This is a genomic window from Neisseria animalis, from assembly GCF_900636515.1.
Lineage (GTDB): Bacteria > Pseudomonadota > Gammaproteobacteria > Burkholderiales > Neisseriaceae > Neisseria > Neisseria animalis.
The window spans coordinates 787,308-809,133 of sequence record NZ_LR134287.1; the positions used below are offsets into that span (position 1 = coordinate 787,308).

Sequence of the window (21,826 nt, forward strand, 5' to 3'; positions counted from 1 at the left end):
ATTAATGTGGATAAAAACAAGCGTTGTATTTAAAGAAACCATAAAAAGCCGTCTGCAAAATGTGATTTGCAGACGGCTTTTTTGCAGATGGCCTTTTACCGTTACGCCAATGCTGTGATTTTCCGCAGCAGTTCTTGCAAGGCTTGTCCGCGGTGGCTGATGGTGTTTTTGGTTTCGGGGTCGAGTTCGGCGGCGGTGCAGCCGTGTTCGGGCAGATAGAAATGCGGGTCGTAGCCGAAGCCGTGTTCTCCGGCGGCTTCGTTTTGCCATTGTCCGTGCCAGATGCCTTCGGCGATGACGGGCTGCGGGTCGTGTTCGTGGCGGACGAATACGAGTACGCAGACGTAATAGCAGCTTTTGTCGTTTTTATCTGCCAAGTCGGCGGAAAGTTTGGCGTTGTTGGCGGTGTCGGATTTGGGATTGCTGCCGGCATAGCGGGCGGACAATACACCGGGTGCGCCGCCTAGGGCGTTGGTGCAGATGCCGGAGTCGTCGGCCAATGCGGGCAGGCCGCTGTGTTTGGCGGCGTGGCGGGCTTTGGCGAGCGCGTTTTCGACAAAGGTGAAATACGGTTCGGGGCATTCGGGGGTGTCGAATTGGGATTGCGGCAGGACTTCGATGTTTTGTTCGGCAAACAGGCGGGAAAATTCGCGCAGTTTGCCGGCATTGCCGCTGGCTAAGACGATTTTGTCAAACATGGCTGTCTCCTTGTTGTTTTTGCGTCATGGCGTGCAAACGTGCTTTGTGGCGGATATAGAGCGCGAGGCTGGTGATTTGGCCGAACACGGTGGCAATGGCAAACAGGAAGGCGGCTACGGCAAATTGTTTGCTGCCGATGCTGAGCAGATAGCTGCCGAGTAAAACCAATGCCATGAACGCTAGGGTAAACAAGGCGATACAAAGTAAGTAGGTCTTTCGGATATTCATGATCAATCAGGAAACGGGTTTGCAGTAATGGCGGGTATGCCGTCTGTAAAATGGCCGGGGTGATGGCATATGCATTGCGGCAGCATTATCGGCTTTGCGGTAGGGTTTGCGTGATATGCAGACGGCCTTGGTGTGGGAAAACGGCTTCCGAATGTGTCGGAAGCCGCTTGGTTTGTTGTGTACGGTTCTCGAACCGACGCATAGTCCGGCAGCGGGATACTCAAATATACGGCAGGTATTTGTGTACCCCGATTGCCTTGATGGGTGCTTAACGCAGCTCGGAATGCAGACGGCCAATCAGGGTGGCGGCATCGCGCCCTTTGTAGCTGCTGCCGTCTTTGTTCAACAGGCTGACGCGTGTTGTGCCGTTTTGCAGCGGCTCGACATAAACAATCATTTCGGGCTGCTTGGCGGGTGCGGCGGCTTTTTTGTCGCTGCCGAACCAGCGGCTGAACAAGCCGGGTTTTTGATTGGTAACGGCTTCGCCTTCAGCGGGAGCGTGTTGTACCAAGAAGGCATGACGTTCGGTATTTTGGCCGATTACGGTCAGGCCGATACGGTCGAGTGCCAGCGCGGTGCGGCGCCAGTTGCGCTCGTAGCTGCCGCTCAGTACCAGTGTGTTGCCGTCGATTTTCGCCAAGTCGCCTGCTGTGGCGCGTTTTTGCGGGGTTACGCTTTTGCCCAGCGCGTCTTCAGCTTGTTGCGCGTCCACGCCCAAGTATTGCATGAAGCGGGCAAGGAAAGCGGCTTCCAAGTTGGGATCGTTGGGGCGCGGCTGCCACATGGTGGTGTCTTTGTTTTTGTCGCCGTAAACTTCTTCCATGCCTTTGTGGGCGAAGAAGATGTCGGTGGTGTTGTTTTTGCCGTTTTCAACGCGGATGATGAATTTGTCCCGCTCTCCGGTGGAGTATATGCCGCCCAAGCCGACTTTTTCAAACAGGCGGCGCAAGGTGTCTTGCGGGATTTTGGCGCGGTTTTCTGCCCATTCGGTTTCCATTTGTCCGATGGCAGGTTCTTCAGATTTGATGTCGAAGCCGTTTTCCTGCCAGAAAACTTTCAGAAGCGGCCAAATTTCGGCAGGAGATTTGCCTTCTACAACCAGCCAGCGCTGGCTGCCGTCGCGCTCAAGCGTTACGCCTTTTACGGCTTGCAGTACGGCTTGGTCTGCCGGCTGCTGTACTGCCGGGGTGCGGTTGCGGCGGTTGTCCAAGTCGGTGGCGCGTACCGAGCCGCTGCCTGCGGGCAGTTGGTAGCGGTTGCCTTGGTCGGGGTTGGTGAGGTCGGGCGGTACTTCGAGATTGACGACTTTACGGGTTTGGGTTTGGTAATCCAATTTGGGTTGTGCCTGTTTGCTGTTGGAGCAGGCTGCCAGACTCATGATGGCAACGGCCAATACTGCCGGTTTGATGTAGGTCATCTTGTTTTCCTGTAAATGAAAATCCGAATGCCGTCTGCATAATGGCGTGTATTTACAGACGGCTTGTCTGTTTGGTCTGCACTGCTGCAGTATGCCGTGTATTTACAGACGGCATACGGGTAGACGGCGGGCTGTTTAAATTTGCCCTGCCTGTTGCAGTGCGGCACGGACTTTGGCTTGTCCTGCTTCGGTCAGTTCTACCAGCGGCAGGCGGACATGTGCTTCGCATTTGCCTTGTACGGCTGCACCCCATTTCGGCGCGGCCGGGCTGGGTTCGCAGAACATGACGTTGTAAATCGGTACCAGTTGTTCGTTCAGGCGGCGTGCTTCGGCGATGTTGCCTTGCAGGGCGGCACGGCACATATCGGCAAACAGTTTCGGCGCAACATTGGCGGCAACGGTAATCACGCCTTTGCCGCCGCAAAGGATAAAGGGCAGGCCGGTCGGGTCGTCGCCGGAGAGAACGGTAAAGTCTGCGGGGGCGGCGTTAATCAGTTCGATGGCGCGCGCTACATCGCCGCTGGCTTCTTTCACGCCGACGATGTTGGGGATTTGTGCCAAACGCAAGATGGTTTCGTTGGTCATGTTGACAACGGTGCGTCCGGGTACGTTGTAGATAATCATCGGAATGGAGGACGCCTCGGCAATGGCTTTGAAATGGCGGTAAATGCCTTCTTGCGAGGGTTTGTTGTAATAAGGTACGACCGACAGGGTGTAATCCGCTCCTGCCTGCTCGGCGGCGCGGGAAAGTTCGATGGCTTCGGCGGTATTGTTGGCACCGGTACCGGCAATCACGGGTACGCGTTTGGCAACGTGTTTGACGGTTTCTCGGATAACGGTCATGTGCTCGTCCATTGAGAGCGTCGCGCTTTCGCCGGTTGTGCCGACGGCGACGATGGCGTCCGTACCGTTTTCGATGTGCCAATCGATCAGATTACGCAGTTGTTCGAAGTTTACGCTGCCGTCTTGATTCATCGGGGTAATCAGGGCAACCAGGCTACCTTGTAACATAATGAAACCTTTTTGTGTTTGCGGTCGGTAATAATGCTCGGATTGTAGCTTACTTTGTTGTGCGTGTGAAACACCCGAACGGGATATGGGGGCGGAAAGTTTGGCGGAAGTTGTATGTATGGGTTTTAAAATTTAATGAAAATAGTATGTTATGTTGGAATATGGTGTCAATGCGTGTGGAGTTTAAATAATGTTAAAGCTGTGTGAATAGGTGGTTGCACAGGCTTTTTTCTGCTTTGCAGACGGCCTTTGTACGGCTATAATGCCCTCTGCAGAAACAGGGGTGCTGCCCGCAGATGAGTGGGCGGCTGAGAATCACCCTTTGCACCCGATACGGATAATACCGGCGTGGGGAGTTTCGAGGCGGAAGTTTGTGCGGCCTGTTTCTGTATGGAAACAGGCTTTTATTATGCCTGAACGGTTTGTCTGCTTTATTGAAAGAAAGTTTTTATGTCTCAAGCATCGTTTGCTTCGCGTTTTGGACCGGGCATTATCATGGCTTCTTCTTGTGTCGGCGGCTCTCATATCATTGCTTCTACTCAGGCCGGGGCGTATTACGGGTATCAGTTGGCTTTGTTTATTGTGGCGGTCAATCTGCTGAAGTATCCGTTTTTCCGCATTGCTTTCGATTACAGCAGCCTGAACCGCAAAACGCTGTTGCAGGGTTATGCGGAGCAAGGCCGTCTGCATCTTTATTTGTTTTTGGTGTTCAACTTATTTGCTACGGTGGTCAATATTGCGGGTGGTACATTGCTTTCGGCGGTGTTGCTGGCGATGTTGCTGCCGTTTCCGGTGTCGCTGGATATTTTGAATATTGCGGTTTTGGCCAGCTTTTTGATTTTGCTGTTCAGCCGCCAGTATCAGGCTTTGGACAGGATTTCTAAAGCGGTGATGATGGGTTTGACGGCGGTTACGGTACTGGCCTTGGCGATGGCGTTCGGTAAGGGTTCGCCGCCTCCGGTGGCGGATTTTGCCGAAGTATCGCCGTGGACGCTGGCCGCTGTGCCGTTTTTTGCCGCGCTGATGGGGTGGATGCCTGCGCCCATGGAATTGAGTGTCGCCAGTTCGATGTGGGTGGTGGAGAAAAACCGGTTGGATCCGGATTACCGCCCGCGCCGTATGATTGATTTCAACACCAGCTATGTGCTGACGATAGTGTTGGCATTGATGTTTATGGCTCTGGGTGCGTTGGTGCAGTACGGACAGGCGGTCGAGCCGTTGAGCGGCGGCCGCTTTATCGGTAGGTTTGTCGATATGTATGCACACAGTATCGGCGAATGGATGCGGCTGCCGATGGCGGCGGTTGCGCTTGCCTGTATTTACGGTACGACGATTGTGGCGGTTGACGGTTATTCGCGCTGCAATATGCAGACGGTGGAACTGCTGCTGGGTCGGGGGCAGGAAGCGGAGCAAAATGAATCAAGGCTGCGTATTTGGCTGGCGGGGGCTTGTTTGGCGGCTTTTGTGCTGATTCAGTTTTTCAGCAGCGCCATCGGCAAGATGATTCCGTTTGCGATGACGGCTTCGTTTTTGTCCGCGCCGGTATTTGCTGCGCTGAACCTGCGTTTGGCGGCGCAATATGAAGGAAAACCTTTCTGGCTGATGCCGCTGGCGTGGCTGGGGCTGGTGTCGCTGGTGCTGACGGCGGCGGCTTATTTGATATGGCTGTAAACAAGCAGTAAAGGCCGTCTGCAAATTGTCAATATCCGCCATATTCTATACAATGCCGCCCTTAAAAAATTTCTCGTTTGGTAATTTAAAGGTGGTCGGATTATGGCTGAAATGATGGAAAAACGGGCGGATGCGCCCGATTTGGTTTACGGTTTGGAAGACAAGCCTCCGTTTATGAACGCGCTGTTGAGCGCGGTAACGCATTTGCTGGCGATTTTTGTGCCGATGATTACGCCCGCGCTGATTGTCGGCGGTGCATTGAACCTGCCGGTGGAGATGACGGCTTATCTGGTATCGATGGCGATGGTCGCTTCCGGTATCGGCACTTATTTGCAGGTCAACCGCTTCGGTCCGGTCGGTTCTGGCATGTTGTCTATCCAGTCGGTGAATTTTTCGTTTGTAACCGTGATGATTGCACTGGGTACGGGCATGAAAGAAGGCGGCATGGACGAAAACGCAATGATTTCCACGCTCTTGGGGGTATCGTTTGTCGGTGCGTTTTTGGTGTGTTTTTCCGCATGGCTTCTGCCTTACCTGAAAAAAGTGATTACGCCGACGGTCAGCGGCGTGGTGGTGATGCTGATTGGTTTGAGCCTGATTCATGTGGGCATTACCGATTTCGGCGGCGGTTTCGGCGCAAAAGCAGACGGCACGTTCGGCTCGATGGAAAATTTGGGGCTGGCTTCTCTGGTGCTGATTATCGTATTGCTGTTCAACTGCATGAAAAACCCGCTGCTGCGGATGAGCGGTATTGCCGTGGGCCTGATTGCCGGCTATATCGCGGCGTTGTTTTTGGGCAAAGTGGATTTTTCCGCGCTGCAAAACCTGCCGCTGATTACCGTACCCGTGCCGTTCAAATACGGTTTCGCGTTTGACTGGCACGCGTTTATCGTGGCGGGGGCGATTTTCCTGCTGAGCGTATTTGAAGCCGTGGGCGATCTGACGGCAACGGCGATGGTGTCCGACCGTCCGATAGAAGGCGGGGAATATACAAGCCGCTTGAAAGGCGGCGTGATGGCGGACGGTTTGGTATCGGTTATCGCCACCGCGCTCGGTTCGCTGCCGCTGACGACGTTTGCACAAAACAACGGTGTCATTCAAATGACGGGCGTGGCATCGCGCCATGTGGGCAAATATATCGCCGCGATTTTGGTATTGCTGGGCTTGTTTCCCGTTATCGGACGTGCGTTCACAACCATTCCCAGCCCGGTATTGGGCGGCGCGATGGTGCTGATGTTCGGTCTGATTACCATTGCGGGCGTGCGGATTTTGGTGAGCAACGGCATCCGCCGCCGCGAAGCCGTGATTGCCGCGACATCGGTCGGCTTGGGTTTGGGCGTGGCGTTCGAGCCGGAAGTGTTTAAAAACCTGCCGGTGTTGTTTCAAAACTCCATTTCTGCCGGCGGAATGATGGCAGTAATATTGAACTTGGTGTTGCCGGAGGATAAAACCGAAGTTGCGGTTCGTGTGGATACCGATGGTTTGGAACACTGATTTTCTGCCGTTTGAAGTTTGATTGAAAAAGGCCGTCTGCAAATTTGCAGACGGCCTTTTTGATGTTTTTATTGATTTATCATTTGTAAATTAAATCATATCTATAAAATATAACTATAATAACACAGCAATAGATTAAAACATAAAAATACTACATTTAGTATTTTTGTGTTTTAATTGCCACCAAATATAGTATTTGAAGTTGAAAAAATGTCCGAGTTGAAATTTACGGTTGAGCAGATTGTTTGGCAGGAAGTACCGGGGGAAGTGTCGCTGGCATTTCTGTTTTCAGGCTGCCCGCTGCGATGCGAAGGCTGCCACAGTGCCGATACTTGGAAAGCGGACATCGGCACGGAATTGACCGCCGATTATCTGCAAGGCCGTCTGAAACGCTATCGGGGCCTGATCAGCTGTGTGCTGTTTATGGGCGGCGAGTGGCAGCCCGAGGCTTTGAAAAAGCGTTTGGACGAAGTGAGGGCGGCGGGATTGAAAACGTGTTTGTACACCGGTTTGGAGCGGAGCGAGCTGGAGTCGGTTTCAGACGGCCTGATTCCCCGCTTGGATTATGTGAAGACGGGGCGTTGGCATGCCGCACTCGGCGGTTTGGACAATCCGGCAAGCAACCAGCGGTTTGTCAATCTGCATACGGGTGAGGTGTTGAACCGTTTGTTTATCAGGCAGGTTCCGGCTGCCGCTGCGGGCGGTACGGCAAAGTAGGATTTGCAGACGGCCTGATGTTCTTTAAGGCCGTCTGAAAGCCTTATCCGCCGGGCGTTCAGGCTTGCGGCGGGATAGTTTTACAGTGTAAAGCGCGCGGCAGCGTTTGCAGACGGCCCGGGCTTCTTTTTCAGACAATCTTTTTTCACGACAATCTTTCAGGAGGATTCGACATGATTCGGCTGCATCCCGAACAGTTAAACGGCAAACTCGACTTTATGCGCGACTATATCGCGGCCGCCAACGCCGCCGACGGCTCGAAAATGGACGCCAACGCCAATGTGACGCAGAAAAACATCGCCACGATGGAAGCGGAAATCATGAAAGACTTTTTCGTGCAGATTAACCGCGCCCAAGTGTCGCGCAAGATTGCCGAACTTTTTGACGAAGCGGTTGCGGCCGAATATATCCGCCAGATTGAGGCGCATGAGATTTATGTGCATGACGAAACCAGCCTGAAACCCTATTGCGTATCGGTTACGTTGTATCCGTTTTTGCTCGAAGGCTTGGGCGGACTGGGCGGCGAGTCGAAAGCCCCGCAGCATCTGGCATCGTTTTGCGGGTCGTTTGTCAATCTGGTTTTTGCCATCAGCGCGCAGTTTGCCGGAGCGGTGGCGACGGTGGAATTTCTCACTTATTTCGATTATTTCGCCCGCAAAGACTACGGCGGCGACTACCTGAACACCCATGCGGCGGACATTGCCAACCATATGCAGCAGGTGGTATACAGCATCAACCAGCCTGCCGCCGCACGCGGCTATCAGAGCGTATTTTGGAATATTTCGGTTTATGACCGCCATTATTTCGAGGCCATGTTCGGCGATTTTGTGTTTCCCGATTTCAGCAAACCCGATTGGGAAAGCGTTGAGGCTTTGCAGCGTTTTTTCCTGAAATGGTTCAACCAAGAGCGCACCAAAGCGGTGTTGACTTTTCCGGTGGTCACAGCAGCCATGCTGACTGAAGACGGCAAGTGCAAAGATACGGAATTTGCCGACAGGATGGCTCAGGAATTGGCCGAAGGCAATTCGTTTTTCGTTTATTTGTCGGACAACCCCGATTCACTCGCGTCCTGCTGCCGTCTGCGCAACGCCATCGAAGACCGCACGTTTTCCTATACATTGGGCGCGGGCGGGGTGGCGACCGGCTCGATTAATGTGATTACCGTCAACATGAACCGGCTGGAGCAGGACGGCCGCAACTTGGCGGAAGAAGTGGCAAAAATCCACAAATACCAATATGCCTACCGCAAATTGATGGAAGAATATCAGGCTGCCGGTATGCTGCCGGTGTACGATGCCGGATTCATTTCGCTCGACAAACAATTCCTCACCATCGGCATCAACGGCATGGCCGAAGCAGCCGAGTTCCACGGCATCAAAGCCGGTTACAACGAAGAGTATGTAGCGTTCGTGCAAGGCCGTCTGAAAACCATTTTCGAGGCCAACCAAGCCGCAAGCCGTCATTACGGCGTGAAGTTCAACACCGAATTCGTGCCGGCCGAAAACCTGGGCGTGAAAAACGCCAAATGGGACAAAGCCGACGGCTATCAGGTTCCCCGCGACTGCTACAACTCTTACTTTTATGTGGTGGAAGACGAAACCACCAACGCACTCGACAAATTCCTGCTGCACGGCAAAGAGCTGGTCGATTGGCTCGACGGCGGCTCGGCACTGCACCTGAATCTTGACGAAGCCATGTCGCAGCAGGGCTACCGCTCGCTGCTGGACATCGCCGCCACGACGGGCTGCAATTATTTCTGCGTCAACGTACGCATCACCATCTGCAACGAATGCGGCCATATTGACAAACGCACTTTGCAGGCGTGCAGCGGTTGCGGTTCGCACAATATCGACTACGGTACGCGGGTTATCGGCTATCTCAAGCGCGTATCCGCATTCAGCAGCGGCCGCCGCAAAGAACACGCCCTGCGGCATTACCACCGGCAGGCAGCCTGATTGTTCGGGGAAAGCCGTTAAGATTTGATAGGGTGGGAAGCTCGATTGTGTGAAGCTCCACAAATGCCGTCTGAATTTGCAGACGGCATTTCTGCATTTTGGTTACAATAATGGCCGGAAAAACATCATTGGATACGCCTGCAAACGGTGTATTCTTCATCTCAACAGGAAAGGCGGAAAGCATGGAATTTCATACCATCAACGGCGATTTGCGAATGAGCCGTTTGGTACACGGCTATTGGCGCGCGCACGAATGGGGTTTGGACGCGCAGGGTTATTTGCGACTGATTGAAGAAGTGCTGGCAAGCGGTATCGATACCTTCGACCATGCCGCCTGCTACGGCGGTTTTGTCAATGAAGGGCAGTTTGGCGCGGCGTTGAAGCTGGATAAAAGTTTGCGCCGCCGCATGACTATTGTCAGCAAATGCGGCATTTCATTCCCGAACGCTGCATTGCCGGAAATGAAGAGCAAACATTATGACAACAGCGCCGCGCATATTATTTGGTCGGCGGAGCGTTCGGTGCGGGAATTGGGTTGCGAATACCTTGATTTATTGCTGTTGCACCGCCCGTCGCCTTTCTTAAATCCCGAAGAAGTCGCCGCCGCTTTCGATAATCTGAATGAACGCGGTTTGGTGCGGTATTTCGGCGTGTCGAATTATACGGCGCAAAAATTGAGTATGCTGCAATCGTATGTCAAGCAGCCGTTGGCAACCAACCAGATTGAAATTTCACCGCTGCACATCGAGCCGTTTGCAGACGGCAGTGTGGACTATCTGTTGGAAAAACGCATGAAACCGATGGCATGGTCTCCGCTGGCGGGCGGCAAGCTGTTTGCCGCGGACGACGAACGCAGCCGCCGCGTGGCCTCAGCTTTGCTGGAAGCGGGCGAAGCGCATGGGGAAACCCGTTTGGACACGCTGGCGTATGCTTGGTTGCTTAATCACTCATCAGGAATTATGCCGATTGTCGGTTCGGGGAAAATCGAACGTATCCGCAACGCGGCCGATGCTTTGGGTATCCGTTTCGATGACGAAGCATGGATTAAGGTTTATGCCGCCGCATTGGGGCATAACGTGCCTTAACGGGAAAACAGCCATATCGCTTGTCTTGTTTCAAATGATGAGGCAACTATGATATAGTCATTTAAAATAAGAATGATACGGCGTTGCTTTGCCTTGCCGTACTATGTGTACTGTCTGCGGCTTCGCTGCCTTGTCTCATTCTTATTTTATTCGACTATAAAAAGGCCGTCTGCAAATTCGATTTGCAGACGGCCTTTGGCGTTGGGCGCAGTAAGTGTGGTATTACATCACTTCCAGCGTTTCAATACCCAGCAAATCCAAGCCTTGTTTCATGATTGCTCCGGTGAGTTTCGCCAACTGCAAACGGGTGTCGCGCACCCGGCCTTCGGCTTTCAGAATCGGGCAGGCTTCGTAGAAACGGGAGAACAGGGCGGCCACTTGGTAGAGGTAGTTGGCCAGATAGTGCGGATAGGCGGTATCGGCGACGCTGTTCAACACGTCTTCAAATTTCAGCAATTCGACGGCAAGCTGTTTTTCCAGCGGTTCGGTCAGGGTTAAGGCCGTCTGCATATCCCATTCTCCTGCTTTGCGGAAGACGGATTGCACGCGGGTGTAAGCGTATTGCAGGTAGGGGGCGGTGTTGCCTTCGAAGCTCAGCATCGCGTCCCAATCGAACACATAATCGCTGGTGCGGTTTTTGCTCAAGTCGGCGTATTTGACCGCGCCGATGCCGACGGTTTGGCCGATTTTTGCCGCTTCTTCGGTGTTTAAGTCAGGGTTTTTGCCGCTGACCAGTGCGGTAGCACGTTCAACCGCTTCATCAAGCAAATCCGCCAGTTTCACGGTATCGCCCGAGCGGGTTTTGAACGGTTTTCCGTCTTTACCCATCATGGTGCCGAAGCCGATAAACTGCGCTTCTACGTTTTCCGGCAGATAGCCCGCTTTGCGCGAAGTGGTGAAGAGCTGCTCGAAATGCAGGGCTTGGCGGTGATCGACTACATAGAGCAGGCGGTTGCCGTTCAGACGGCCTGCACGGTAGCGGACGCAGGCCAAATCGGTTGAGGCATACAAAAAGCCGCCGCCTTTTTTCTGCACGATAAACGCCGCCGGTTCGCCTTCTTTGTTTTTAAATTCTTCCAAAAACACCACTTTCGCGCCGTCGTCTTCCACCGCCAAGCCTTTGGCGGCCAAATCATCTACCACCGGCTGCAAATCGTCGTTGTATTGCGATTCGCCCGCCACGTCTTCGGGCGTGAGTTTCAAACCCAGCGTGTCGTAAACGGCTTGGGCGTGGCTGAGGGAGATTTCGACAAACTGCTTCCACAGTGACAACACGGTTTCATCACCGCCTTGCAGTTTCACCACATATTCGCGCGCGGTGTCGGCAAATGCCGGATCTTCATCGAAGCGCACTTTGGCATTGCGGTAAAACTGTTCCAAATCGGCCAATTCAAACGCGGCGTTGTCTTTCTGCTGCTCGACCATATACGCCACCAGCATGCCGAACTGCGTGCCCCAGTCGCCGACGTGGTTTTGGCGGATAACGCGGTTGCCCATAAATTCGAGCACGCGTGAAATGCTGTCGCCGATGATGCTGGAGCGCAAGTGGCCGACGTGCATTTCTTTGGCCAGATTCGGCGAAGAATAGTCGATGACCACGGTTTTTTTATCGGCGGTTTCCGCCACGCCCAAGCGCGGGTCGCTTAAGGCCGTCTGAATATGCTGCGCCAAAAATCCGGGCTTCAGGCGCAGGTTGATAAAGCCGGGGCCGGCCACTTCGGCAGATTCGATAACGGCGTTTCCGACCAGCGCATCGGCAACTTTCTGCGCCAATTCGCGCGGATTTTGCTTGGCCTGTTTCGCCGCCCCCATCACGCCGTTGATTTGGAAGTCGCCGAATTCGGCATTCTTGGCAGGCTGCAAAACCACAGGCGCACCCGCGATACCGGCCTGCTCGAACGCCGCTTCGGCCTCACGGGTTACGGTTTGGTGTAAATTCATGATGTCATTCTCAAAATTCGTCAGGGCGGTATTTTAAAAGAAAACGGAGTTTCTGCGAAGCTAAAACGGAGTTTCTGCGAAGCTAAAACGGAGTTTCTGCGAAGCTAAAACGGAGTTTCTGCGAAGCTAAAACGGAGTTTCTGCAAGGTTAAAACAGAGTTTCTGTGAAGCAGGACAAAGTTTTGGCGGTAAAAGCCGTCTGCAAAATCAAGGTAACGGTTTTGCAGACGGCCTGCCTGCGGATTATTCCGTTGCAAGCAAGGGCTGTTGGCGAATAATGGCGCGGATAACGGTTCGGTTGGGGTGCAGGGCTTGGCGGAGTGTCGGCGACAGCGGTTGCGGCAAACCGAGCATTTCGGCAACTAAAGAAGCGGAGCAGATGGGGGCGGTTGTCAGGCCGCGTGTGCCGTGGGCGGTGTTGAGATAGGCGTTGGGCAGGTAGGGGCAGGGCGTAAGGATACGGTAGTTTTTGTCTAAGGCGAGTTTGGCATAAGCCTGCTGCATGGCGGAAATGTTGCCGACTGCGCCCACCATGGGCAGATGGTCGGGGCTGTCGCAACGCAGGGCGGCATGGCCGGAAGCAGGCAGGTGCATATTCATGCCGTCTGTATATTCGGCAAGCAGGTCGTACGCCAGCAGCGGATGCAGACGGTGCAGCATACGGCGGTTTTCCATTTCATCGGTTTCCTGCCAACGCTCATCGTTGTTGTTGATGCCGAATGTTGCGCCGTAGCAGTGCAGGTTTTGCCAAGCAGGGCTGATGTAGCTTTCTCCGGAAACGGCGCATTTGAGTTGTGCGGATAAGGTACCGGCGCGGGCAAGGCCGGTTTGGCCGCGGATTTGGCGGTACGGCAGGGCGGCAACATCGGTTTCGGCCGCATAGGGGCTGTGTGCCCCCATGCAGTACACGATGTGACTGCCCTCGAATGTGTCTTGCGGGGTATGTGCGAACCAGCGGTTTTGCCGGTACTCCGAACGGCAGAGCGGAGAATGTTCGCGAACGGTGATGAGGGGGTGGTCGAGCAGGGCGCGTATCAGGCCGGGCGGGTTGAGCCATACGCCTTGCGGCCAATACATGCCGTCTGCAAAAAAGTCCAAACCGCTGATGGTTTGTATTTCGGACGATGTAACGCGGCGGTAGAGGTGCCGGTGGTGGGTATGCAGGGTCAATGCCTGATGGCGTTTGCGTTCGGCTTCGTTGTAATCGAGGTGGACAACGCCGCTGCCGCCCCAGCAGTCTGCTTCGGGGAGCAGGGTTTCCAGCAGACGGCGGGTGTAGCCGTAGCCGGCCAGCAGCAGTTCGGTTTGCTCGGTCGGATTGGGCGAGATTTTGGCATAAAGCAGCCCTTGCCGGTTGCCCGAACCGCCTTGTGCGATACGGCCGCGTTCCAATACGGTAACGGGTATGCCTTGTTCTGCCAGCAGCCGTGCGGTGGACGCACCGGCAATACCTGCGCCGATAACCAATACGCTGTCGGGCGGTGTGTGATTTGCAGACGGCATAAACCACGGTTTGGGCGCGGGGGAGGCGGTTTGCGGCAATGCTTCGGTTTGCCAAATCAGCGGGGCGTTACCGAAATAATCGGGCAATCTGTCGGCGCAGACGGGCGGGGCAATCCACAAATGGACATCGGGCAGAAGGTGCTCGACAACATTCATGCCGTTGAATTGCAGACATTGTGTGGCTTTTTGCAGACGGCTTTGCCACTCGGCAGCAGAAGCAGACGGCAATTTTTGAGAAGTATATGCCGTGGTTTCTTCTTCCGTGAATGCAAATTCAGGGATTTTATTGTCAGGCAAACAAATAATCAGGTACAGCGGTTTGGTGTGTGCGGCGGTTGCGCGTTGCAATGCGGAAAGAGAGGGCGGAGTACGCCAAGCAAGGTAGGTTGCCATGATGATGCCGTCTGAAAAATACGCTGTTTGCTAAAACCAGCGGTATTGCGGTTTGATGATGTCTTGCAAGTCATGCCAGTAAACGGTCAATTCGATTGCTCCTGCCGCCCACGGGCCGACTTCGTAAGGGCTGTAATGAAATGTCAGCCCGTCGGCGGTAGTGGTGAAGTTGGTCAGCGGGGCTTCGGCTGCAAAAAAGGTTTTGTGGTCGCGTAGGGCTGCATCGCATTCGCTTTCATTCGTACAGCCGGAATGTTCGCGGATATAGTTGTCGTATGCGTTTTGCAGCAACCCGTTCAAGCGGGGGCGCGTACCGCTTCGGAGTAAATCGTCGAGGGTAATGAGTTTGCTGCTGTCTGCATCCAGCATGAAATAGCGGATGGTGTAATGATTGTGCGCACCGCCGGTATAGCTGTCGGCAAAGTTGCGGAAATAGGCAATATTGCCGCGCTGGTAAAGCAATGCGGTATCGTCATAAAAATAAAGGTTGTCGATATGGCTGCCGGCTTTGCGGTATTCGCGCAATTCGTTGAAAGTTTCCGCAAAAGCCGTGCGGTATTGCTTTTGCCGGTCTTGGTCGGAGAGGATAAGTTCGGCGTCTGCCTGCAATGCAGCGTATTTAATGGTTTCGTCAACCGATTCAGAACCTGTTTTCGGCAGGGTAATGCGTATTTCCGCACATACGTTGTCTTTCAGACATTTTTTCTGTGCATGGAAAGTGTAGCTGTCGGTGGACAGCAGCGGTGTTTGGGCGGCTGCGGCGGCAGGCAGGGCAAGCAGGAAGAAAGCGGTTTTTTTCATGATTCCGACCTTTGGGAAATGGAATTTTGCAGACGGCATATCGCGCATCTTGGGGCGTTGGGATTTAAAAAACGTATTCTTGCAATAGTTTATAACAATAGTTTATCAGTTTGTATTCTTTACTAAACCAGCCTTTGGCAGTACCGTATTTACCAAAATTTTCATCATGGTTTTTATGCAAACGCAGGCCAAATCGGTTGAGGCATACAAAAAGCCGCCGCCTTTTTTCTGCACGATAAACGCCGCCGGTTCGCCTTCTTTGTTTTTAAATTCTTCCAAAAACACCACTTTCGCGCCGTCGTCTTCCACCGCCAAGCCTTTGGCGGCCAAATCATCTACCACCGGCTGCAAATCGTCGTTGTATTGCGATTCGCCCGCCACGTCTTCGGGCGTGAGTTTCAAACCCAGCGTGTCGTAAACGGCTTGGGCGTGGCTGAGGGAGATTTCGACAAACTGCTTCCACAGTGACAACACGGTTTCATCACCGCCTTGCAGTTTCACCACATATTCGCGCGCGGTGTCGGCAAATGCCGGATCTTCATCGAAGCGCACTTTGGCATTGCGGTAAAACTGTTCCAAATCGGCCAATTCAAACGCGGCGTTGTCTTTCTGCTGCTCGACCATATACGCCACCAGCATGCCGAACTGCGTGCCCCAGTCGCCGACGTGGTTTTGGCGGATAACGCGGTTGCCCATAAATTCGAGCACGCGTGAAATGCTGTCGCCGATGATGCTGGAGCGCAAGTGGCCGACGTGCATTTCTTTGGCCAGATTCGGCGAAGAATAGTCGATGACCACGGTTTTTTTATCGGCGGTTTCCGCCACGCCCAAGCGCGGGTCGCTTAAGGCCGTCTGAATATGCTGCGCCAAAAATCCGGGCTTCAGGCGCAGGTTGATAAAGCCGGGGCCGGCCACTTCGGCAGATTCGATAACGGCGTTTCCGACCAGCGCATCGGCAACTTTCTGCGCCAATTCGCGCGGATTTTGCTTGGCCTGTTTCGCCGCCCCCATCACGCCGTTGATTTGGAAGTCGCCGAATTCGGCATTCTTGGCAGGCTGCAAAACCACAGGCGCACCCGCGATACCGGCCTGCTCGAACGCCGCTTCGGCCTCACGGGTTACGGTTTGGTGTAAATTCATGATGTCATTCTCAAAATTCGTCAGGGCGGTATTTTAAAAGAAAACGGAGTTTCTGCGAAGCTAAAACGGAGTTTCTGCGAAGCTAAAACGGAGTTTCTGCGAAGCTAAAACGGAGTTTCTGCGAAGCTAAAACGGAGTTTCTGCGAAGCTAAAACGGAGTTTCTGCAAGGTTAAAACAGAGTTTCTGTGAAGCAGGACAAAGTTTTGGCGGTAAAAGCCGTCTGCAAAATCAAGGTAACGGTTTTGCAGACGGCCTGCCTGCGGATTATTCCGTTGCAAGCAAGGGCTGTTGGCGAATAATGGCGCGGATAACGGTTCGGTTGGGGTGCAGGGCTTGGCGGAGTGTCGGCGACAGCGGTTGCGGCAAACCGAGCATTTCGGCAACTAAAGAAGCGGAGCAGATGGGGGCGGTTGTCAGGCCGCGTGTGCCGTGGGCGGTGTTGAGATAGGCGTTGGGCAGGTAGGGGCAGGGCGTAAGGATACGGTAGTTTTTGTCTAAGGCGAGTTTGGCATAAGCCTGCTGCATGGCGGAAATGTTGCCGACTGCGCCCACCATGGGCAGATGGTCGGGGCTGTCGCAACGCAGGGCGGCATGGCCGGAAGCAGGCAGGTGCATATTCATGCCGTCTGTATATTCGGCAAGCAGGTCGTACGCCAGCAGCGGATGCAGACGGTGCAGCATACGGCGGTTTTCCATTTCATCGGTTTCCTGCCAACGCTCATCGTTGTTGTTGATGCCGAATGTTGCGCCGTAGCAGTGCAGGTTTTGCCAAGCAGGGCTGATGTAGCTTTCTCCGGAAACGGCGCATTTGAGTTGTGCGGATAAGGTACCGGCGCGGGCAAGGCCGGTTTGGCCGCGGATTTGGCGGTACGGCAGGGCGGCAACATCGGTTTCGGCCGCATAGGGGCTGTGTGCCCCCATGCAGTACACGATGTGACTGCCCTCGAATGTGTCTTGCGGGGTATGTGCGAACCAGCGGTTTTGCCGGTACTCCGAACGGCAGAGCGGAGAATGTTCGCGAACGGTGATGAGGGGGTGGTCGAGCAGGGCGCGTATCAGGCCGGGCGGGTTGAGCCATACGCCTTGCGGCCAATACATGCCGTCTGCAAAAAAGTCCAAACCGCTGATGGTTTGTATTTCGGACGATGTAACGCGGCGGTAGAGGTGCCGGTGGTGGGTATGCAGGGTCAATGCCTGATGGCGTTTGCGTTCGGCTTCGTTGTAATCGAGGTGGACAACGCCGCTGCCGCCCCAGCAGTCTGCTTCGGGGAGCAGGGTTTCCAGCAGACGGCGGGTGTAGCCGTAGCCGGCCAGCAGCAGTTCGGTTTGCTCGGTCGGATTGGGCGAGATTTTGGCATAAAGCAGCCCTTGCCGGTTGCCCGAACCGCCTTGTGCGATACGGCCGCGTTCCAATACGGTAACGGGTATGCCTTGTTCTGCCAGCAGCCGTGCGGTGGACGCACCGGCAATACCTGCGCCGATAACCAATACGCTGTCGGGCGGTGTGTGATTTGCAGACGGCATAAACCACGGTTTGGGCGCGGGGGAGGCGGTTTGCGGCAATGCTTCGGTTTGCCAAATCAGCGGGGCGTTACCGAAATAATCGGGCAATCTGTCGGCGCAGACGGGCGGGGCAATCCACAAATGGACATCGGGCAGAAGGTGCTCGACAACATTCATGCCGTTGAATTGCAGACATTGTGTGGCTTTTTGCAGACGGCTTTGCCACTCGGCAGCAGAAGCAGACGGCAATTTTTGAGAAGTATATGCCGTGGTTTCTTCTTCCGTGAATGCAAATTCAGGGATTTTATTGTCAGGCAAACAAATAATCAGGTACAGCGGTTTGGTGTGTGCGGCGGTTGCGCGTTGCAATGCGGAAAGAGAGGGCGGAGTACGCCAAGCAAGGTAGGTTGCCATGATGATGCCGTCTGAAAAATACGCTGTTTGCTAAAACCAGCGGTATTGCGGTTTGATGATGTCTTGCAAGTCATGCCAGTAAACGGTCAATTCGATTGCTCCTGCCGCCCACGGGCCGACTTCGTAAGGGCTGTAATGAAATGTCAGCCCGTCGGCGGTAGTGGTGAAGTTGGTCAGCGGGGCTTCGGCTGCAAAAAAGGTTTTGTGGTCGCGTAGGGCTGCATCGCATTCGCTTTCATTCGTACAGCCGGAATGTTCGCGGATATAGTTGTCGTATGCGTTTTGCAGCAACCCGTTCAAGCGGGGGCGCGTACCGCTTCGGAGTAAATCGTCGAGGGTAATGAGTTTGCTGCTGTCTGCATCCAGCATGAAATAGCGGATGGTGTAATGATTGTGCGCACCGCCGGTATAGCTGTCGGCAAAGTTGCGGAAATAGGCAATATTGCCGCGCTGGTAAAGCAATGCGGTATCGTCATAAAAATAAAGGTTGTCGATATGGCTGCCGGCTTTGCGGTATTCGCGCAATTCGTTGAAAGTTTCCGCAAAAGCCGTGCGGTATTGCTTTTGCCGGTCTTGGTCGGAGAGGATAAGTTCGGCGTCTGCCTGCAATGCAGCGTATTTAATGGTTTCGTCAACCGATTCAGAACCTGTTTTCGGCAGGGTAATGCGTATTTCCGCACATACGTTGTCTTTCAGACATTTTTTCTGTGCATGGAAAGTGTAGCTGTCGGTGGACAGCAGCGGTGTTTGGGCGGCTGCGGCGGCAGGCAGGGCAAGCAGGAAGAAAGCGGTTTTTTTCATGATTCCGACCTTTGGGAAATGGAATTTTGCAGACGGCATATCGCGCATCTTGGGGCGTTGGGATTTAAAAAACGTATTCTTGCAATAGTTTATAACAATAGTTTATCAGTTTGTATTCTTTACTAAACCAGCCTTTGGCAGTACCGTATTTACCAAAATTTTCATCATGGTTTTTATGCAAACGCAGGCCAAATCGGTTGAGGCATACAAAAAGCCGCCGCCTTTTTTCTGCACGATAAACGCCGCCGGTTCGCCTTCTTTGTTTTTAAATTCTTCCAAAAACACCACTTTCGCGCCGTCGTCTTCCACCGCCAAGCCTTTGGCGGCCAAATCATCTACCACCGGCTGCAAATCGTCGTTGTATTGCGATTCGCCCGCCACGTCTTCGGGCGTGAGTTTCAAACCCAGCGTGTCGTAAACGGCTTGGGCGTGGCTGAGGGAGATTTCGACAAACTGCTTCCACAGTGACAACACGGTTTCATCACCGCCTTGCAGTTTCACCACATATTCGCGCGCGGTGTCGGCAAATGCCGGATCTTCATCGAAGCGCACTTTGGCATTGCGGTAAAACTGTTCCAAATCGGCCAATTCAAACGCGGCGTTGTCTTTCTGCTGCTCGACCATATACGCCACCAGCATGCCGAACTGCGTGCCCCAGTCGCCGACGTGGTTTTGGCGGATAACGCGGTTGCCCATAAATTCGAGCACGCGTGAAATGCTGTCGCCGATGATGCTGGAGCGCAAGTGGCCGACGTGCATTTCTTTGGCCAGATTCGGCGAAGAATAGTCGATGACCACGGTTTTTTTATCGGCGGTTTCCGCCACGCCCAAGCGCGGGTCGCTTAAGGCCGTCTGAATATGCTGCGCCAAAAATCCGGGCTTCAGGCGCAGGTTGATAAAGCCGGGGCCGGCCACTTCGGCAGATTCGATAACGGCGTTTCCGACCAGCGCATCGGCAACTTTCTGCGCCAATTCGCGCGGATTTTGCTTGGCCTGTTTCGCCGCCCCCATCACGCCGTTGATTTGGAAGTCGCCGAATTCGGCATTCTTGGCAGGCTGCAAAACCACAGGCGCACCCGCGATACCGGCCTGCTCGAACGCCGCTTCGGCCTCACGGGTTACGGTTTGGTGTAAATTCATGATGTCATTCTCAAAATTCGTCAGGGCGGTATTTTAAAAGAAAACGGAGTTTCTGCGAAGCTAAAACGGAGTTTCTGCGAAGCTAAAACGGAGTTTCTGCGAAGCTAAAACGGAGTTTCTGCGAAGCTAAAACGGAGTTTCTGCAAGGTTAAAACAGAGTTTCTGTGAAGCAGGACAAAGTTTTGGCGGTAAAAGCCGTCTGCAAAATCAAGGTAACGGTTTTGCAGACGGCCTGCCTGCGGATTATTCCGTTGCAAGCAAGGGCTGTTGGCGAATAATGGCGCGGATAACGGTTCGGTTGGGGTGCAGGGCTTGGCGGAGTGTCGGCGACAGCGGTTGCGGCAAACCGAGCATTTCGGCAACTAAAGAAGCGGAGCAGATGGGGGCGGTTGTCAGGCCGCGTGTGCCGTGGGCGGTGTTGAGATAGGCGTTGGGCAGGTAGGGGCAGGGCGTAAGGATACGGTAGTTTTTGTCTAAGGCGAGTTTGGCATAAGCCTGCTGCATGGCGGAAATGTTGCCGACTGCGCCCACCATGGGCAGATGGTCGGGGCTGTCGCAACGCAGGGCGGCATGGCCGGAAGCAGGCAGGTGCATATTCATGCCGTCTGTATATTCGGCAAGCAGGTCGTACGCCAGCAGCGGATGCAGACGGTGCAGCATACGGCGGTTTTCCATTTCATCGGTTTCCTGCCAACGCTCATCGTTGTTGTTGATGCCGAATGTTGCGCCGTAGCAGTGCAGGTTTTGCCAAGCAGGGCTGATGTAGCTTTCTCCGGAAACGGCGCATTTGAGTTGTGCGGATAAGGTACCGGCGCGGGCAAGGCCGGTTTGGCCGCGGATTTGGCGGTACGGCAGGGCGGCAACATCGGTTTCGGCCGCATAGGGGCTGTGTGCCCCCATGCAGTACACGATGTGACTGCCCTCGAATGTGTCTTGCGGGGTATGTGCGAACCAGCGGTTTTGCCGGTACTCCGAACGGCAGAGCGGAGAATGTTCGCGAACGGTGATGAGGGGGTGGTCGAGCAGGGCGCGTATCAGGCCGGGCGGGTTGAGCCATACGCCTTGCGGCCAATACATGCCGTCTGCAAAAAAGTCCAAACCGCTGATGGTTTGTATTTCGGACGATGTAACGCGGCGGTAGAGGTGCCGGTGGTGGGTATGCAGGGTCAATGCCTGATGGCGTTTGCGTTCGGCTTCGTTGTAATCGAGGTGGACAACGCCGCTGCCGCCCCAGCAGTCTGCTTCGGGGAGCAGGGTTTCCAGCAGACGGCGGGTGTAGCCGTAGCCGGCCAGCAGCAGTTCGGTTTGCTCGGTCGGATTGGGCGAGATTTTGGCATAAAGCAGCCCTTGCCGGTTGCCCGAACCGCCTTGTGCGATACGGCCGCGTTCCAATACGGTAACGGGTATGCCTTGTTCTGCCAGCAGCCGTGCGGTGGACGCACCGGCAATACCTGCGCCGATAACCAATACGCTGTCGGGCGGTGTGTGATTTGCAGACGGCATAAACCACGGTTTGGGCGCGGGGGAGGCGGTTTGCGGCAATGCTTCGGTTTGCCAAATCAGCGGGGCGTTACCGAAATAATCGGGCAATCTGTCGGCGCAGACGGGCGGGGCAATCCACAAATGGACATCGGGCAGAAGGTGCTCGACAACATTCATGCCGTTGAATTGCAGACATTGTGTGGCTTTTTGCAGACGGCTTTGCCACTCGGCAGCAGAAGCAGACGGCAATTTTTGAGAAGTATATGCCGTGGTTTCTTCTTCCGTGAATGCAAATTCAGGGATTTTATTGTCAGGCAAACAAATAATCAGGTACAGCGGTTTGGTGTGTGCGGCGGTTGCGCGTTGCAATGCGGAAAGAGAGGGCGGAGTACGCCAAGCAAGGTAGGTTGCCATGATGATGCCGTCTGAA

Annotated in this window: 15 protein-coding genes, 2 pseudogenes and 1 riboswitch; of the genes and pseudogenes, 5 read left to right on the top strand and 12 right to left on the bottom strand. The window is 54.2% G+C overall.

Going from position 1 to position 21,826, the window contains the following annotated elements; translation table 11 throughout:
- Positions 1-101 precede the first annotated feature (101 nt).
- From rdgB to dapA, 4 genes are all read right to left on the bottom strand, one after another.
- The gene (rdgB, locus tag EL111_RS03730; protein WP_123795978.1) at positions 102-698 is read right to left on the bottom strand and encodes an RdgB/HAM1 family non-canonical purine NTP pyrophosphatase; all 597 of its coding nucleotides are present in this window, start codon (positions 696-698) and stop codon (positions 102-104) included.
- Positions 691-927 (bottom strand): NGO_0222 family membrane protein, encoded by a 237-nt coding sequence (locus EL111_RS03735; protein WP_123795979.1) that lies wholly within the window; start codon positions 925-927, stop codon positions 691-693. The genes rdgB and EL111_RS03735 overlap by 8 nt, the downstream gene beginning before the upstream one ends.
- Positions 928-1,195: 268 nt before the next feature.
- The gene (locus EL111_RS03740) at positions 1,196-2,344 is read right to left on the bottom strand and encodes an NlpB/DapX family lipoprotein (protein WP_123795980.1); all 1,149 of its coding nucleotides are present in this window, start codon (positions 2,342-2,344) and stop codon (positions 1,196-1,198) included.
- A gap of 135 nt (positions 2,345-2,479) precedes the next feature.
- Positions 2,480-3,355: a 4-hydroxy-tetrahydrodipicolinate synthase gene (dapA, locus tag EL111_RS03745; protein WP_123795981.1), complete on the bottom strand. Its 876-nt coding sequence runs from the start codon at positions 3,353-3,355 to the stop codon at positions 2,480-2,482.
- Between the two features lie 269 nt (positions 3,356-3,624).
- Positions 3,625-3,727: riboswitch (TPP riboswitch) on the top strand.
- Between the two features lie 78 nt (positions 3,728-3,805).
- Here dapA and EL111_RS03750 point away from each other — a divergent pair.
- The 5 genes from EL111_RS03750 to EL111_RS03770 all read left to right on the top strand — a co-directional run bounded on the left by EL111_RS03750 (position 3,806) and on the right by EL111_RS03770 (position 10,277).
- On the top strand, positions 3,806-5,026 hold the full coding sequence (locus EL111_RS03750) for an NRAMP family divalent metal transporter (protein WP_123795982.1): 1,221 nt from the start codon (positions 3,806-3,808) through the stop codon (positions 5,024-5,026).
- 102 nt (positions 5,027-5,128) lie between these two features.
- Complete coding sequence (locus EL111_RS03755; protein ID WP_123795983.1) at positions 5,129-6,520, top strand: nucleobase:cation symporter-2 family protein; 1,392 nt, start codon at positions 5,129-5,131, stop codon at positions 6,518-6,520.
- A gap of 210 nt (positions 6,521-6,730) precedes the next feature.
- Positions 6,731-7,237, top strand: a complete 507-nt coding sequence (gene nrdG / locus EL111_RS03760; RefSeq protein WP_123795984.1) for an anaerobic ribonucleoside-triphosphate reductase activating protein — start codon at positions 6,731-6,733, stop codon at positions 7,235-7,237.
- A gap of 173 nt (positions 7,238-7,410) precedes the next feature.
- Positions 7,411-9,192: an anaerobic ribonucleoside-triphosphate reductase gene (gene nrdD / locus EL111_RS03765; RefSeq protein WP_123795985.1), complete on the top strand. Its 1,782-nt coding sequence runs from the start codon at positions 7,411-7,413 to the stop codon at positions 9,190-9,192.
- A gap of 182 nt (positions 9,193-9,374) precedes the next feature.
- A complete protein-coding gene (locus tag EL111_RS03770) occupies positions 9,375-10,277 on the top strand; it encodes an aldo/keto reductase (RefSeq protein WP_123795986.1) in 903 nt (300 codons plus the stop codon).
- A 222-nt stretch (positions 10,278-10,499) separates the two neighbouring features.
- On the opposite strand, the gene argS (EL111_RS03775) is transcribed toward EL111_RS03770, so the two are convergent.
- The 8 genes and pseudogenes from argS (EL111_RS03775) to mnmC1 (EL111_RS03810) form a co-directional block, all read right to left on the bottom strand.
- Positions 10,500-12,218, bottom strand: a complete 1,719-nt coding sequence (gene argS, locus EL111_RS03775) for an arginine--tRNA ligase (RefSeq protein WP_126325834.1) — start codon at positions 12,216-12,218, stop codon at positions 10,500-10,502.
- A 243-nt stretch (positions 12,219-12,461) separates the two neighbouring features.
- Positions 12,462-14,114, bottom strand: a complete 1,653-nt coding sequence (gene mnmC1, locus EL111_RS03780) for an FAD-dependent 5-carboxymethylaminomethyl-2-thiouridine(34) oxidoreductase MnmC1 (protein WP_123794948.1) — start codon at positions 14,112-14,114, stop codon at positions 12,462-12,464.
- A 30-nt stretch (positions 14,115-14,144) separates the two neighbouring features.
- Positions 14,145-14,915 (bottom strand): RsiV family protein, encoded by a 771-nt coding sequence (locus EL111_RS03785; protein ID WP_162842960.1) that lies wholly within the window; start codon positions 14,913-14,915, stop codon positions 14,145-14,147.
- A 180-nt stretch (positions 14,916-15,095) separates the two neighbouring features.
- Positions 15,096-16,055, bottom strand: a pseudogene (gene argS / locus EL111_RS03790) (arginine--tRNA ligase); the annotation flags it as partial.
- A 265-nt stretch (positions 16,056-16,320) separates the two neighbouring features.
- Positions 16,321-17,973 (bottom strand): FAD-dependent 5-carboxymethylaminomethyl-2-thiouridine(34) oxidoreductase MnmC1, encoded by a 1,653-nt coding sequence (mnmC1, locus tag EL111_RS03795; protein ID WP_123794948.1) that lies wholly within the window; start codon positions 17,971-17,973, stop codon positions 16,321-16,323.
- A gap of 30 nt (positions 17,974-18,003) precedes the next feature.
- The gene (locus tag EL111_RS03800) at positions 18,004-18,774 is read right to left on the bottom strand and encodes an RsiV family protein (RefSeq protein ID WP_162842960.1); all 771 of its coding nucleotides are present in this window, start codon (positions 18,772-18,774) and stop codon (positions 18,004-18,006) included.
- 180 nt (positions 18,775-18,954) lie between these two features.
- Positions 18,955-19,914, bottom strand: a pseudogene (gene argS / locus EL111_RS03805) (arginine--tRNA ligase); the annotation flags it as partial.
- Between the two features lie 243 nt (positions 19,915-20,157).
- Positions 20,158-21,810 (bottom strand): FAD-dependent 5-carboxymethylaminomethyl-2-thiouridine(34) oxidoreductase MnmC1, encoded by a 1,653-nt coding sequence (gene mnmC1 / locus EL111_RS03810; protein ID WP_123794948.1) that lies wholly within the window; start codon positions 21,808-21,810, stop codon positions 20,158-20,160.
- Positions 21,811-21,826 lie beyond the last annotated feature (16 nt).